A 12,542-nucleotide genomic window follows, 5' to 3' on the forward strand; every position below is an offset into this window, starting at 1 on the left:
TCCCGGACGGCCGAAAGCGTCAGCGTTTATGGCTCGCTCCGCCTCTCCGCGACAATGAGCGTTCCCTGCGTCGCCGTCGACCGCGAGCGCGGAGAGGCCGTCCGCGAGCGCCTCGCCGAGGCGGGCGTCCTCGACGGCGACCACGAGATCGCGGTCGAGGGCGACGCCATCTACATCCCCGTCACGGACCCGGAAGCGGTGCCTGCCGACCTCGACGCGTCCGTCGTCGAGCGCGACGCCGCCGAGCGCGACCGTCCGCGGACGCCGGCCGACATCCTCGGATACGAGCCCTCGCTGGAGCGGCTCGGCGACATCGTCATCGTCGACGAGGACGACGACGAGCGCGCCCGCGAGATCGCCGACGCGGTGATGGCCTCCGACGTGCCCTGCGAGACGGTGCTCAACCGCGCGTCGCCGATCGAGGGCGAGCTCCGCGTCCGGCGGTGGGACGTGCTGGCCGGGAACGGCACGGAGACGGTCCACCGCGAGTACGGCCACGAGTTCCTGCTCGACGTCGCCGAGGTGTACTTCTCGCCGCGGCTCGCCACGGAGCGCCACCGCGTGATCGAGCGGGCCGAGGCGGGCGAGACCGCCGTCGACATGTTCGCGGGCGTCGGCCCCTACGCGGTGCCGTTGGCGTCCCGCGGCGCCGACGTGATCGCCTGTGACCTCAACGAGCGCGCCGTCGACTACCTCCGCGAGAACGCGGCCCGGAACGGGGTCGCCGACCGCGTGACCGCGATCGCCGGCGACGTGCGGGAGATCGCGGACGAGTACGCCGACGCGGCCGACCGGCTGGTGATGAACCTCCCGCACTCCGCCGACGCGTTCCTCGACACCGCCGTTCGGCTGGCCGGCGACGACTGCGCGGTCCACTACTACGACATTCAGCACGAGGACGACCCGTTCGGCCCCGGAGCGCGGGCGATCCGCGAGGCGGCCGGCGACGAGTACGCGGTCGACATCGAGACGGAGCGCGTCGTCCGGTCGTACGCGCCCCACGAGTACAACGTCTGCCTCGACGTCCGGCTGACGCGGCTCTGAAGCGCGGTTCGGTCGGTCGCGCCTGCGACGCCGGCGTCATCACGTGTCGGTGACTCCCCGTCGCCAGCGCCGCCGGTGGTTTCGACAGAGTGACAATTTTATAGTACTGTGGTACGTGGTATCCATCGACTATGAGCGACACAGTCGACCCGGAGGAGCGCATCGACGAGACGACCACGTGGCCCGACCTCGCAATCGGGCTCTACGACCGGCTGACCGGCCGCAACGCAGAGATCGTGTACGAGTTCGAGGACATGAGCGTCGACGTCCCCAGCGGAACCGGCGACGACGTCGAGCACGCCAACTGGCGGCTCGACGGCACCGTGCGGGTCACGACCCGTGAGCGGGACTGACGCGAGGGCGCCGCTCTCGGTCGTCACGGAGGACCTCACGCTCACCGTCGACGGCGTCGATCTCGACGTCCGCTCGACCGGCGAGCGGCTGTTCGTCGAGGTACCGACCGTCCGCGACGCGATCCGGGTCGTCCGGAGGCTACCGGAGAACGGCGACGCACGCGCCCCCGCCGCGCTGTTGACCGCGACGCGCCTCACGACCGAGGTCCGGGTCCGCGGTCGGACGGTCGCGGTGATCGGCGCGGACGCGCGCCCGGGGCGCCTCTCCCGCGAGCTCGGCGTCGCACCGGCGGAGGTGCGGGTCGCGGGCGCTCTCGGGGCCGGCGCGAGCGGTCTCTCGGCGATCGCGAGCGAGCCGCGGCGGCTCTTCGCTTAGGGGCGCGGCGAGCGTCGGACGAGCGCCGCCCCTCGCCGAGTGGCTCTCACACCGATAACTACCGAGGAGACCGGATGGACTGACCGACAGCGCGGCAGTCGTCCCGCCCGGGAACGAGCGGGTCGGGACGACACGGCCCGTCACATGACAAGAGTTCGCGGCCGTCGGAGCGTCGAGGTCAGAGGCGATTTCGCGCTTGACACGTCGGAGACGTGGGTGGACGACGGCCGCGGTGGATCGCTGATAGTGGTGACCGCCACGTCGGGTCGCCGTGGGGGAAGCGACCGACGAGAGTATCGGCACCCGGCACGGGCTTCGACCGGGCACGCACCACCGACGGAGCCGATCTCCGCCGTCGCGGCGCGACCACACTGTACTGAAGACCTGAACAAGTATTTATGTTTTTTCCTTATACACCTGTGATAGTATCGATAGAAACCGCCGTATCTAGGTAGAATTAGACTTTAACCGAGACGAACGACAACAATTTGAGGGCACAGGGATCGGGAGATGTCGAGGGCATCGAGCCCGCGCCCGGTCCCCGAGCCGTCGTCGTTTCGGAACCCTTATTTTGCCGTTCGGGAATTGTTAGACGCGCGCCGGGGTAGCTCAGCTGGCAGAGCGATTCCTTCGTAAGGAATAGGTCGGGGGTTCAAATCCCTCCTCCGGCTCTTCTAACGGAACGACGTGGAGCCGAGAAGCGACGCGTGACGTTCGGACTCAACGGGGCCGAGGGTGGCGAACGCGCCGTGACTCAGGTTCGCCGTTCGGTTATCCGCGCCGTCACGACGCCGGCGACGAGGAGCATGGCGCCGATGAGCGCGTTCAACGCGAGACCGAGCGATTCGCCGGCGGCCGCGTTCACAGCCCCGAGGTACAGGAAGAACGCGGCGACCGCGGCGTGGAGGGCGAAGACGCCGGTCGGGGCGTTCGATCCGAGAGTGAAGCCGAACTCCATACCTCAACTACGCCGATTCGAGTGAAAAAGGAACGGGTTCCGGCCGTTCGTCCCGTCTTCCCGGGTCGTCTCGACGGCACGGAATCGGCCCACCGGCGGACCGTCGACGCCGAGCGCGCCCCGTACCGGGTCTGATCGTTCGTCCAACCACTCGCCGATATGATATCGTATTCTTTAAAGAATAATAGGGCCGAAGCTATGTTACTTGCTATCAAAAGACTTGATATGCGACCAGAATACGAGAGTGACGGACAAGAACTGTACGAGTGTTTCGAATGCGGGGAACGGACGGACTCCGGCGGCACGTGCGAGTGCGGCGGCGAACTCAAGCACCTCGGTCGGTCGCGGGACCTCTGACGCGGGCGGAGAGCGAGTGAGGGGCCGGTCGTTACCGGCCGCCTGAGTCGGTCCGAGAGCGGCGCTCGGACGCGTCACTCCTCGCGTTCGTCCGTCGTACCGTCGGCCTCGCCGTCCGCGTCTCCCCCGCCGGCCGCGTCGTACTCGGGCAGCGAGAGCACATTCTCGCGGCCGAGCCGGAACCCGTCGAGGTCCCCGTCGTCCCGGAGCCCAGTCACGACTTGGCTCGTCTTGGCGGCGGTCCAGTCCAGCTCCTCGGCGACCCGTTTCTGTTTGACCCGGCCGCCGTTCTCCTCGACGAGTCGGATCACCTGCTCCTCGTTGCTCAGCAGGTCCTCGTCGACCGGCGGCGCCGCGCCGTCCGCGTCCTCGTCCGCGTCCGTGCCCGACTCGTCCTCTCCGGCGGCCGAGTCGCTGGTCACGTCGTCCTCGCCCGAAGCCGAATCGGGCGAGGCGCTCGCGCCGTCAGCCGCGGTCGAAGTGGTCGCCCCGGGCTCGGTCGACTCCGCCGACGCCACCGGTGTCTCGCCCGAAGCCGACGCTCCCCAGGGGCGGCGACGGTAGCCGACGACCGCAACGATCGCCACGAGCAGTCCGAGGGCGACGAACGGGAGCGCTCCGGCGGCGAATTCCTCCTGTTCGATCGTCACGCGCGGTTCCCCCTCGGTGAAGTCGACTGGCCCCTGCCAGACGACAGCGTCGTCACGGGTCTCCGTCGGGGTCGGGGACGCCTCGCCGAGTCGGTACCCGTCTTCCCACGAGACGATGAGCGACGTGCTCTCGTCGAGGAACAGCGCGTCGACGGCGTCCCCCACGAGGAGTCGGTCGCCGTCGACGGCCGCGAAGTTGCTCCACTCGAACCGGTACGTCAGGACGCCGTACGACTGCGGGAGTTCGCGTCGCTCGGCGCTCACGCTGACGTTCGTGACGTTCATCTCGCGGCCCGTCGCGTTCTCGGCGGCCCCCGCAGTCGTGCGCATCCGCTCGCCGAACCGGCTCGTGTACGCGTCCGGGTCCGACTCCACGTCGGCGCGGAGCTCCTCGAAGGCCTGCTCCTCGTCGTCGTCCGCGAGGCGGATCCGGTACTGGGTCTCCCAGACCGCGTCGCCGTCGGGTTCGACTGTGACCGCTATCAGGACGTCGTCCGGGCTGACGTCCATCTGATCGAAGCCGCCGGACGGGAGCCCCGCCCCGGTCTGTGCGGCCCCGACCGACGCGAGGCCGGCGCTGGCGACGAGCGCGACGACGAGAAGGAGTACCGTTCGCTGCACGGGCGGACAGTTACGAGGCTCGGATAAATCGCTTCCTATCTTCAAAACGAGACCGCCCGCGATTCGGGCGGCTCGGCGGGCGCGCGACGGAGCCGCTCGGCTCCGTCTCGGTCGCCTCGGACCGCGGCCGGAGCCGCCGCGACTCAGCCATCGACACCGCCGACGACCCCTCGAAAGAAGTCGGTGCCGTCCGTCAGCGATCCGGCGAGACGGTCAGCGACGGCGTCGACGGCGCTCGCGGCGCTGGCACCGGGGACTGAGTCGTTACCGGCGCCGCGGTCGTCGCCGGCGCCGCGGTCGTCGCCGGCGGGCGCGGACCCCCCGTCGCCCTGAGCGGTCGCGTTCCCTCCGTCCGCACCGTCACTGCGGTCGCCGCCGTCACCGCGACCGGCCCCCTCGTTCGCGTTCCCCGAACCGTCCGTCGGCGTCCCGACCGCGTTCGTCGAGTCGCCGGTCGCGTTCGTCGCGTTGCCGTCGGCGTCACTCCCGTCGCCGCGGTCGGGCGGACCCTCGCCGGCCGTCCCGTCACCGGTCCCGGGAACGCCGTCGCCGCCGTCGCCCCCCTCACCGGGACCCGGATCGCTCTCTGGACCCGCGTTCTCAGGCGGGCCGCGTCGCTCGGCCGCCAACGGCCCACCGACGTCGTTTCCGGCGACGCCGCGGGCGATCGCCGCGACCTCCGGGCCGCTCGCCTCGTTGGCGCGCTCGCGAAGCTCGCCGAGTCGCTCCTCATCGAGGCCGCGGTCCGCCCGAACCGACTCGGGGAGATCGCGGGCGACGTCGGCGCTTCGGTTCGCCTCACGCTTGACCGTCTCCGCCCGGGCGCCGAGCTCCGCCATCCGCGCGGCGAACTCGCCTTGAGTCAGTTCACCGGCGTCGCGGCGCTCGCGGAGTTCTCGCTGCCGCCGCTCGATATCGGTCAGTCGCCCCTCGGTCCGGTTCAACCGCTCCTCGACTAGGTCGGCCCGGTCCTCAGCGTTCTCCGTCCGGTTGAGTGCTACCTCGAACGCCCGCGAATCGACTTCGCCGGCTATCTCGGCCCGCTGGACCCCTATCACGCCTGAAAGGCGCTCACCGGGGCTGATGTCGGTCACGTTCGCCGTCTCGTTGCCCTCGGCCGTCTCGTTCGTCGCCCCCGGGTCCCCCTGCGCGACGGCCGTCCCGACCGGGCCGGCCGCGGCGATCCCGACGACGCCGACTACCGCGAACGCGACGACGAGGAGCGCGATACCTCGGTTCATCACCTGACGGTAGGCGACGTATCCGTATATAAACCGATCTCCGTTAAGTCGGATCAACGCGGATTAAACGCGGGACGGCGGCGGGGTGTTCGCGAGCGGGCTCGCGGACCGTGCGAGTACCGGCGACGACGCCGGGGAGCGTCGTCGGCTCTACGCCTCAGTACGACTTCGCGAAGTAGGCGGTCCGTTCGGCGTCCTCGCCGCAGATCGCACACGTCTCGTCGCCCTCGCCGTCGACGAGCGGGTCGTCGTCCTCGAACGGGACCATCACGATCTCGGCGGCCATCGGCTCCTTGATCGGCTCCTCGCAGGCCTCGTCGCCGCACCACGGCGTCTTCACGTAGCCGCCATGCTGGCCGAGCGTCCCGAGGATCTCGGCGCGGTCCTCGGCCTCGCGGACCTCGCCGTCGAGCGTCTCCTCCGCGGCCGCGTACAGCTTCGCGTACACCTCGTCGAGGTGGTCGCGGACCGTGTCGACGACGCCCTCGCGGTCCTCGACGACGCTCTCCCCGTCGGGGCGGTGAACGAGCGTGAGCTCGCCGTCCTCGACCTCGTGGGGGCCGATCTCAATCCGGATCGGGATCCCGTTGAGCTCGTGTTCGTTGAACTTGAAGCCGGGGTTGCGCTCGTCGCGGTCGTCGAGCTCGACGCGGACGCCCGCCGCGTCGAGGTCGTCGGCGACGCCCTCGGCGTACTCCAGTACGTCGTCTTTCGTGTCCTCCTGCCAGATCGGGACGACGACGACCTGCTCGGGGGCGACGCCGGGCGGGAGCACGAGCCCCTGCTCGTCGGAGTGGGTCATGATCAGCGCGCCGAGCGCGCGCCACGAGAGCCCCCACGAGGTGGTGTGCGCGAGCCGCTCCTCCTCGTCCTCGTCGGAGAAGGTGATGTCGAACGCCTCCGCGAACGACTGTCCGAGGTGGTGGGAGGTCGCCCCCTGCACCGACTTCCCGTCGGGCATCAGCGCCTCGACGGTCGTCGTCGTGTCCGCGCCGGGGAACTTGTCGTGGTCGGGCTTCTGTCCCTTCAGGACGGGCATCGCCAGCAGGTCCTCGTAGACGGACTCGTACTGGTCGAGCCGCGTCATGGTCTCGTCCCACGCGTCCTCGCTCGTCGCGTGCGCGGTGTGGCCCTCCTGCCAGAGGAACTCCTTCGTGCGGAAGAACGGCTTCGTCTCCGTCGCCTCCCAGCGCACGACCGAGCACCACTGGTTCACGCGCAGCGGGAGGTCGCGGTGGCTCCGCACCCACTGGCTGATGTACGGCGTGATGATCGACTCGGAGGTGGGGCGGACGGCGAGCCGCTCTTCGAGCTCCTTCGTGCCCGCCTGGGTCACCCACGCGACCTCGGGGTCGAACCCCTCGACGATGTCCTTCTCCCGTTCGAGGTACGACTCGGGAATGAAGAGGGGGAAGTAGGCGTTCTGGACGCCGGTCTCCTTGAACTTCGCGTCGAGGAACCCCTGCAGGCGCTCCCAGACGGCGTACGCGCGCGGCCGGGTGACGATGAACCCGCTCATCCCGTCGGGGCCGTAGTCGGCCAGCCCGGCCTTCTGTACGACTTCGGCGTACCACTCGCCGGTGTTGTGTGACTTGGACTCGGTGATACCGAGTTCTTGGTCGTCGTCGCTCATTGTCGTGTGAAGGGTCGGTCGCGGGCTTAAAACGTCCGAAGCCGTGCGGGCCGTTGGGACGCGATGGGCCGGACGCGGCGGGCCGAATGCGGCGTCTCCCTCGCCGCCGCCGATCGTTTCAGACCGCAGGAACGCGGAGAAACGTTAACCCCTTCCCGGCGCCTACGGCCGGTATGGACCTGTCGGGGCTGCGTCGGTACACGCCCGAGAAAGTGACTCGGGCGCGCCGCGAGGCGGCGGTGCTGGCGCCCGTCGTCGAGCGCGGCGGCGAGGCCCACCTGCTGTTCACGAAGCGCGCCGCACACCTCGGGGAACACCCGGGGCAGATGAGCTTCCCCGGGGGCGGCCGCGAGCCGATCGACCGGACCCTGACCGACACCGCCCTCCGCGAGGCGAACGAGGAGGTCGGGATGCGGCCCGACGAGGTCGACGTCGTCGGGCGGCTCGACGACACGCGGACCTCCTCGGCCTACCGGATCCGGCCGTTCGTCGGCGTCGCGCCCGACCGGGAGTACGTCCCCGACGAGTCGGAGGTGGCCGAGGTCGCGGTCCTCCCCGTAAGCGGGCTGACCGACGCCGTGAACTACGAGTCGGAGCGTCGCATCGGCCACCCGGAGTACGGCGACCACCGAGTCCACTTCTTCCACGTCGACGGCTACACCGTCTGGGGCGTGACGGGTCGGATGGTCGTGCAGCTGCTGGAGCGCACGACCGACTGGCGCGCCCCCGAGGAGGTCGACCGAGTCGTCGGAGCGGACGCGGAGCTCCCGATCTGAGGCCGGTCCCGAACGTGCGATTTTAGTACGTACCAGCAAAATCCGCCGGTGTGTCCGAACTGGTGGAGACCCTCCGCGGCGTCGACGGCGCCGAGGCTCGCGTGATAGCCTCTCTCGACTCCCTCGATTTCACGGTCGAGTACATCCGAGCTGACTTGGAGTCGCGCTACTCCGACCGGGACCTCGAATCTGCGTATCGGCTGATCATGGCGAGTCAGGTCACCGGCGACGAGTTCAGGGAGCTCATCGACGAGGAGTTCGAGGCCCAGACGCTGTTCTTCGAGAACGTCGTCGTGCTCGTGTTGCCCGCGGCGCGCTACGAGGCCGTCTTCGCGTCGTTCGATCGCGAGGACCCGTTCCCGACCACCGACCTGATCGACGCCGCCGGCCGGCTCTGACCGGACCGGACGAGGGACCCGCGTTCACTGCTCAACTCGGCCTCGTTTCGTCTCAGTCCGTATCGCTTCGTCTCAGTCCGCATCGCCTCGCCTCGCACCGCCTCACTCCGCCGGTTCGACGGCCAGCCGCAGCGCGACCGGCGCGCCCTCGGCGAGCGCGGCGACGAGGTCGCGGTCGAGGTCGGCGGCCGCCCCGTCGCCGTCGACCAGGATCGTGCGCTCGTCGTCGGTGTAGTCGCTCGTCCGTCCGACCATCGAGCGGTCGTCGAGGAGCGTCAGGTCGGGGTCGCCGCGTCCGGCGATCCGGTCGACGTGCGCCGGGGCCGCGAGGTCGACCGCCTCGTCGCCCGGCTCCCCGACGGCGATCGTCGCAGAGACGGTCGCGTCCGCGTCTCGACACGCCTCTCGGAACGACGCCGAGAAGTCGCGGGGCGCGCGGTCGGCCGCGACGCCGACGATGCAGTCGCCGGCGGGCGTGAGCCAGTCGTCCGTCGTGAACTCGAACGTGCTCGCGTGCTCGGCGGTGACGTGCTCGTGGCCGGCCGCGCGAACGACCTCGACGAGGGGGTCGTCGTCGGCGTCGTCGCCGTCGTCGATTTCGCTCTCGGCGTCGCTCATGCTCGTCGGGTCGGCGGTGCCGCGACAAGTGACCGTCGGTTCAGACGTCCGCGCCCTCGGCGAGCGCGGGGATCAGCCGAGCCGGGTTCTTCGCGAACACGCGGCGCATCAGGTCCTCGGAGACGTCGAGCGTGAGCACCTCCATCACGCCGACGTTCGGGTGGACGTCCGGCGCGCCGGAGCCGAAGAGGACGCGGTCCGGGTGCTCCAAGACGCCGCGTTCGAGCACCTCTCGGTAGCGCACGGCGCTCGTGTCGACGTAGAGCCGGTCGTGATCGTCGAGCAGGTCGAGGGTCTCGTTCATCAGGTCGGCGTCGAGCGGGTAGCCGCCGAAGCTCGCGAGGACGACCGGGAGGTCGTAGTCGAGCAGCTCGCGCTCGACCGCCTCGGGCGGGAACTCCCTGCCGGCGTGGACGATGAGCGGGAGGTCGGCCGCCTCAAGCCGCCGCAACACGTCCTCGTTCGGGAGCCCGTCGACGTGGGGGACGAGCGTGAACCCGTGGAACCGGTCGTCGTAGGAGTACTGCTCGACGTCGTCCGGGCGGGCGTGGTGGTCGTCGCGCTCGGCGTAGAGGTTCCGGATCGCCGGAAGGGGGCCGGTCCCCGGATCGCGCGGGCCGTTGAGCCGGGCGAACGCGACGAACGGCCGGTCGATCGAGAGCCGCGCGACCGCGTTGTTCGCGCGGAGGTAGCTCCGGCCGGGCGAACGGCGACCGGGGCTCGCGACCGCGCGCACGACGCCCGCTTGGAGCATCTCGCGCTCCAACCGCTCGGGGGAGATGTCCCGGCCGTGCGTGGCGACCGAGGACTCGTCGGGGTCCAGCGTCGCGCGGGTGTCGACGATCCGGAAGTCGTGTTCCAGCCCGAGCATCTATCGGCCCGTCTCGGGGGATCCGCATGTGCCTGTCGGTCTCACGCCGGATCGATCCGCGAATCCGGACCGGACCGCGGCGCGGGCGCCGGACGCGACGGCGACGCGCGCCGGACCAATACTGAAGGGCCGTCGCCGCGGTGGGCCGGCATGGAACTCGTCGAAGCCACCGAGGGCGACCTCGACGCGCTCGTCGAGCGGTGGTACGACCTCGCGACGTCGACGGTATCGTACTCGGAGCTGAACCAACTCGCCTACGCCGACGCGAGCGAGGTCCCGGACGAGGGGTTTCGCGAGCACCTCGAGGACCCGTCGACGACCGATTACCTCGTCTCCGTCGACGGCGACACCGTCGGGTTCGTGACGCTCGAAACGGGTCACCGTCCCTCCCGAGCGCGGTCCCGGTACCTGAAGATCGTGAACCTCGCCGTCGACGAGGAGCACCGAAACCGGGGCTACGGCGCGGCGGTCGTGGAGCGCGTGCGGGCGATGGTTGGCGACCGCGACTGCGACTACCTCACCGTCTCCTGCGAGTGGGACAACGACGGCGCGCGACGGTTCTATCGCGACGCGGGGTTCGAGCCGAAGCAGGTGACGTAAGCGCAGCGGGTGGAGTGAGACCGACGGCGGCCCCCGGCGGTCTCAGTTCGTGCTGACGATCCGTATCACGTCGCCCTCGCTCAGCTCGTGGCTCTCGCCGATCCGCCGCGAGGAGCGCGCGTCGACCGCGTGGAGGTACCCCTCACCGATATCGGTGTGGACCGCGTACGCCAAGTCCGGCGGCGTCGCCCCCGACGGGAGGAGGAACGCGTCGGGGAGGACGTTCCCCGTCCCGTCCGTCCACTTCGAGGCGTCCTGCACCGGGTAGACGGTGATGCGATCGAGCAGGTCGTAGACGGCGGCGTTCAGCGCGGTCTGGACCCCGGTGCCGCCGTGTTCGTCCATCACGCCGCGGATCGCGTCGAGTCCCTCCCGCTGCCCGTCTGAGAGCTCGTCGAGGATCTCGAACTCCTCGTCGCCCGGGTCGTAGTCGACGACGCCCGCCTCGGCCGCGCGTCGGAGGCCGAGCTCGCCGTCCGCCGTCGCCGGAACGACGGGCTTGTCCGTTCCCTCGCGGATCCGGTCGAGGGCGCCGTCGGGCGCGGCGTCGATCTTATTCGCGACGACGACGATCGGCTTGGTTCGCCGGCGGGTCGCCCGCGCGAGCGCCTCGCGGTCCTCGCCGGTCCACGCCTTCGGGTCGTCCGGGTACTCCAGCCCGCGGAGGACCGCCGTCACGTCGTGTTCGGTCGCGCCGAACCCGGTCAACAGGTCCGTGATCGACGCTTCCAGGTCGAAGTCGGGCGAGCGCGACTTGCGCTCGACGCCCTCCCAGTTGCGGTCGACGATGCCCGCGAGCCACAGGTCCATCTCCTCTTCGACGAAGTCCACGTCGTCGAGGGGGTCGTGCGAGCCGACCGCCACCGGTTCGCCCTCCGCGTTCGTCGCGCCCGAGGCGTCGACGACGTTCAACACGACGTCCGCGTTCGTCAGTTCGTCGAGGAACTGATTTCCGAGCCCCTTCCCCTCGTGGGCGCCGGGGACGAGCCCGGCCACGTCGAGGAGCTCGACGGGGACGTACCGCTTCCCGTCGCGGCAGTTCTCGTTGCCGCACCGCTCCTCGCGGTCGAGACACGGGCACTCTGTCCGGACGTGCGTGACCCCGCGGTTCGCGTCGATCGTCGTGAACGGGTAGTTCGCGACGTCGACGTCGGCCATCGTCGCGGCCGTGTAGAACGTGGACTTCCCGGCGTTCGGCTTCCCCGCCAACGCGACCGTGATCATGGTCGAGGGTCGCGGCGCGGCGAAAAGCGCCTTTCGGTCGCACGCGCCGCGGTCGGCGTTCCTCCGCCGTCACCACCGCGCGGGGGTCACGGGAACTCGACGAGGTCGTCGTCGACGCCCCGGAGGCTCTCCGCGAGCCGCGAGTCCCGCGGCACGGCGTCGAGGAACGCCGCGGAGCCGAACGGGACGTCGCCGTTGACCGACACCATCCCGAGGTCGGCGGGATCGCCGTCGAGTCCGGTGAGGAACGCGACCGTGCGGACCGCCGGGACGTCGTCGACGCGGGCCGCGACGTCGACCGACCCGTACAGCGACCGGTGCGTGGCGACGTGGTGAACGCAGGTCGGCGTGGGCGCGAAACAGAGGAGATAGCGCGAGCCCGGCTCGGTGCGGCCCAGCTTCGGTCGGATCGCGTGCCGTTCGTCGGCGTGGAAGTACCGCTCCATGCGCCGGTACTGCCGCAGGACCTCGTTCGCGCCGGTCGCTCGGCGCACGGCGGCGTCGCCCTTGAGTTCGATCACGTGGTCGACGCGCTCGGGCGTCCGCAGCCGGACGTACGCGTCGACCACGCCGCGTCGCCCCTCGGCGTCGTACGGCTCCTCCAGCCGGACCTCGAGGTCGTCGTGGGCGGCCGCGTAGTGGTCGACCACGGCGGTCGCCAGCTCGTCTTCCCGCATACGTCCCGTTCAGGGCGCCGGCGGGGAATAAATCCGCCGACGGCGCGGTCCCGGCCGACCGGCAGAGGGGCTACTTAACCCCTGCGGCCGTTCCGGCGATCCGGTGTGTATCAAGAGGTTTGTAAGGCTCGACGGCGTATCTAAG

At 70.2% G+C, this 12,542-nt stretch carries 15 protein-coding genes and 1 tRNA gene; 8 read left to right on the plus strand and 8 right to left on the minus strand.

Features of this window, described 5'->3' with window-relative positions; translation table 11 throughout:
* Positions 1–54 precede the first annotated feature (54 nt).
* The 4 genes from DJ73_RS03395 (at position 55) to DJ73_RS03410 (ending at position 2,444) form a co-directional block, all read left to right on the plus strand.
* Complete coding sequence (locus DJ73_RS03395) at positions 55–1,044, plus strand: class I SAM-dependent methyltransferase family protein (RefSeq protein ID WP_094557290.1); 990 nt, start codon at positions 55–57, stop codon at positions 1,042–1,044.
* Between the two features lie 131 nt (positions 1,045–1,175).
* A complete protein-coding gene (locus DJ73_RS03400) occupies positions 1,176–1,397 on the plus strand; it encodes a hypothetical protein (RefSeq protein ID WP_094522986.1) in 222 nt (73 codons plus the stop codon).
* Positions 1,384–1,773: a peptide ABC transporter ATP-binding protein gene (locus tag DJ73_RS03405; RefSeq protein ID WP_094522984.1), complete on the plus strand. Its 390-nt coding sequence runs from the start codon at positions 1,384–1,386 to the stop codon at positions 1,771–1,773. The genes DJ73_RS03400 and DJ73_RS03405 overlap by 14 nt, the downstream gene beginning before the upstream one ends.
* A gap of 598 nt (positions 1,774–2,371) precedes the next feature.
* A tRNA-Thr gene (locus DJ73_RS03410) sits at positions 2,372–2,444 on the plus strand.
* Between the two features lie 83 nt (positions 2,445–2,527).
* Here the strand turns inward: DJ73_RS03410 and DJ73_RS03415 are convergent.
* Complete coding sequence (locus DJ73_RS03415; RefSeq protein WP_094522978.1) at positions 2,528–2,731, minus strand: hypothetical protein; 204 nt, start codon at positions 2,729–2,731, stop codon at positions 2,528–2,530.
* A gap of 225 nt (positions 2,732–2,956) precedes the next feature.
* Between DJ73_RS03415 and DJ73_RS19645 the strand changes: the two genes are divergently transcribed.
* Positions 2,957–3,088 (plus strand): rubrerythrin-like domain-containing protein, encoded by a 132-nt coding sequence (locus DJ73_RS19645; protein WP_141211975.1) that lies wholly within the window; start codon positions 2,957–2,959, stop codon positions 3,086–3,088.
* Between the two features lie 74 nt (positions 3,089–3,162).
* Here DJ73_RS19645 and DJ73_RS03420 read toward each other — a convergent pair whose 3' ends face one another.
* From DJ73_RS03420 to proS, 3 genes are all read right to left on the minus strand, one after another.
* Complete coding sequence (locus DJ73_RS03420; protein WP_094522976.1) at positions 3,163–4,359, minus strand: hypothetical protein; 1,197 nt, start codon at positions 4,357–4,359, stop codon at positions 3,163–3,165.
* A gap of 143 nt (positions 4,360–4,502) precedes the next feature.
* Positions 4,503–5,600: a hypothetical protein gene (locus DJ73_RS03425; RefSeq protein ID WP_094557291.1), complete on the minus strand. Its 1,098-nt coding sequence runs from the start codon at positions 5,598–5,600 to the stop codon at positions 4,503–4,505.
* Positions 5,601–5,757: 157 nt separating this feature from the next.
* A complete protein-coding gene (proS, locus tag DJ73_RS03430; RefSeq protein ID WP_094524066.1) occupies positions 5,758–7,233 on the minus strand; it encodes a proline--tRNA ligase in 1,476 nt (491 codons plus the stop codon).
* 173 nt (positions 7,234–7,406) lie between these two features.
* Here proS and DJ73_RS03435 point away from each other — a divergent pair, with 173 nt between their 5' ends.
* A complete protein-coding gene (locus tag DJ73_RS03435; protein ID WP_094557292.1) occupies positions 7,407–8,009 on the plus strand; it encodes a CoA pyrophosphatase in 603 nt (200 codons plus the stop codon).
* Positions 8,010–8,059: 50 nt separating this feature from the next.
* A complete protein-coding gene (locus DJ73_RS03440) occupies positions 8,060–8,407 on the plus strand; it encodes a hypothetical protein (RefSeq protein WP_094557293.1) in 348 nt (115 codons plus the stop codon).
* Between the two features lie 102 nt (positions 8,408–8,509).
* Here the strand turns inward: DJ73_RS03440 and DJ73_RS03445 are convergent, their stop codons facing one another.
* The gene (locus DJ73_RS03445; RefSeq protein WP_094524063.1) at positions 8,510–9,025 is read right to left on the minus strand and encodes a DUF371 domain-containing protein; all 516 of its coding nucleotides are present in this window, start codon (positions 9,023–9,025) and stop codon (positions 8,510–8,512) included.
* Between the two features lie 40 nt (positions 9,026–9,065).
* On the minus strand, positions 9,066–9,896 hold the full coding sequence (locus tag DJ73_RS03450; RefSeq protein WP_094524062.1) for an amidohydrolase family protein: 831 nt from the start codon (positions 9,894–9,896) through the stop codon (positions 9,066–9,068).
* Positions 9,897–10,046: 150 nt separating this feature from the next.
* On the opposite strand from DJ73_RS03450, the gene DJ73_RS03455 reads away from it, so the two are divergent.
* Positions 10,047–10,496: an N-acetyltransferase gene (locus DJ73_RS03455; RefSeq protein ID WP_094557294.1), complete on the plus strand. Its 450-nt coding sequence runs from the start codon at positions 10,047–10,049 to the stop codon at positions 10,494–10,496.
* Between the two features lie 42 nt (positions 10,497–10,538).
* Here the strand turns inward: DJ73_RS03455 and DJ73_RS03460 are convergent, their stop codons facing one another.
* On the minus strand, positions 10,539–11,720 hold the full coding sequence (locus DJ73_RS03460; protein WP_094524060.1) for a redox-regulated ATPase YchF: 1,182 nt from the start codon (positions 11,718–11,720) through the stop codon (positions 10,539–10,541).
* 86 nt (positions 11,721–11,806) lie between these two features.
* Complete coding sequence (locus DJ73_RS03465; protein WP_094557295.1) at positions 11,807–12,397, minus strand: hypothetical protein; 591 nt, start codon at positions 12,395–12,397, stop codon at positions 11,807–11,809.
* Positions 12,398–12,542: the final 145 nt, after the last annotated feature.

This window comes from Halorubrum sp. Ea1, from assembly GCF_002252965.1.
GTDB lineage: Archaea > Halobacteriota > Halobacteria > Halobacteriales > Haloferacaceae > Halorubrum.

What these genes read in the sequence shown, in the direction of transcription:
- DJ73_RS03445 (WP_094524063.1), bottom strand. Translation starts at nt 9,025, where the DNA reads ATGAGCGACGCCGAGAGCGAAATCGACGACGGCGACGACGCCGACGAC.
- DJ73_RS03400 (WP_094522986.1), top strand. Translation starts at nt 1,176, where the DNA reads ATGAGCGACACAGTCGACCCGGAGGAGCGCATCGACGAGACGACCACG.
- DJ73_RS03465 (WP_094557295.1), bottom strand. Translation starts at nt 12,397, where the DNA reads ATGCGGGAAGACGAGCTGGCGACCGCCGTGGTCGACCACTACGCGGCC.
- proS (WP_094524066.1), bottom strand. Translation starts at nt 7,233, where the DNA reads ATGAGCGACGACGACCAAGAACTCGGTATCACCGAGTCCAAGTCACAC.
- DJ73_RS03460 (WP_094524060.1), bottom strand. Translation starts at nt 11,720, where the DNA reads ATGATCACGGTCGCGTTGGCGGGGAAGCCGAACGCCGGGAAGTCCACG.
- DJ73_RS03435 (WP_094557292.1), top strand. Translation starts at nt 7,407, where the DNA reads ATGGACCTGTCGGGGCTGCGTCGGTACACGCCCGAGAAAGTGACTCGG.
- DJ73_RS19645 (WP_141211975.1), top strand. Translation starts at nt 2,957, where the DNA reads ATGCGACCAGAATACGAGAGTGACGGACAAGAACTGTACGAGTGTTTC.
- DJ73_RS03425 (WP_094557291.1), bottom strand. Translation starts at nt 5,600, where the DNA reads ATGAACCGAGGTATCGCGCTCCTCGTCGTCGCGTTCGCGGTAGTCGGC.
- DJ73_RS03455 (WP_094557294.1), top strand. Translation starts at nt 10,047, where the DNA reads ATGGAACTCGTCGAAGCCACCGAGGGCGACCTCGACGCGCTCGTCGAG.
- DJ73_RS03395 (WP_094557290.1), top strand. Translation starts at nt 55, where the DNA reads ATGAGCGTTCCCTGCGTCGCCGTCGACCGCGAGCGCGGAGAGGCCGTC.
- DJ73_RS03450 (WP_094524062.1), bottom strand. Translation starts at nt 9,896, where the DNA reads ATGCTCGGGCTGGAACACGACTTCCGGATCGTCGACACCCGCGCGACG.
- DJ73_RS03415 (WP_094522978.1), bottom strand. Translation starts at nt 2,731, where the DNA reads ATGGAGTTCGGCTTCACTCTCGGATCGAACGCCCCGACCGGCGTCTTC.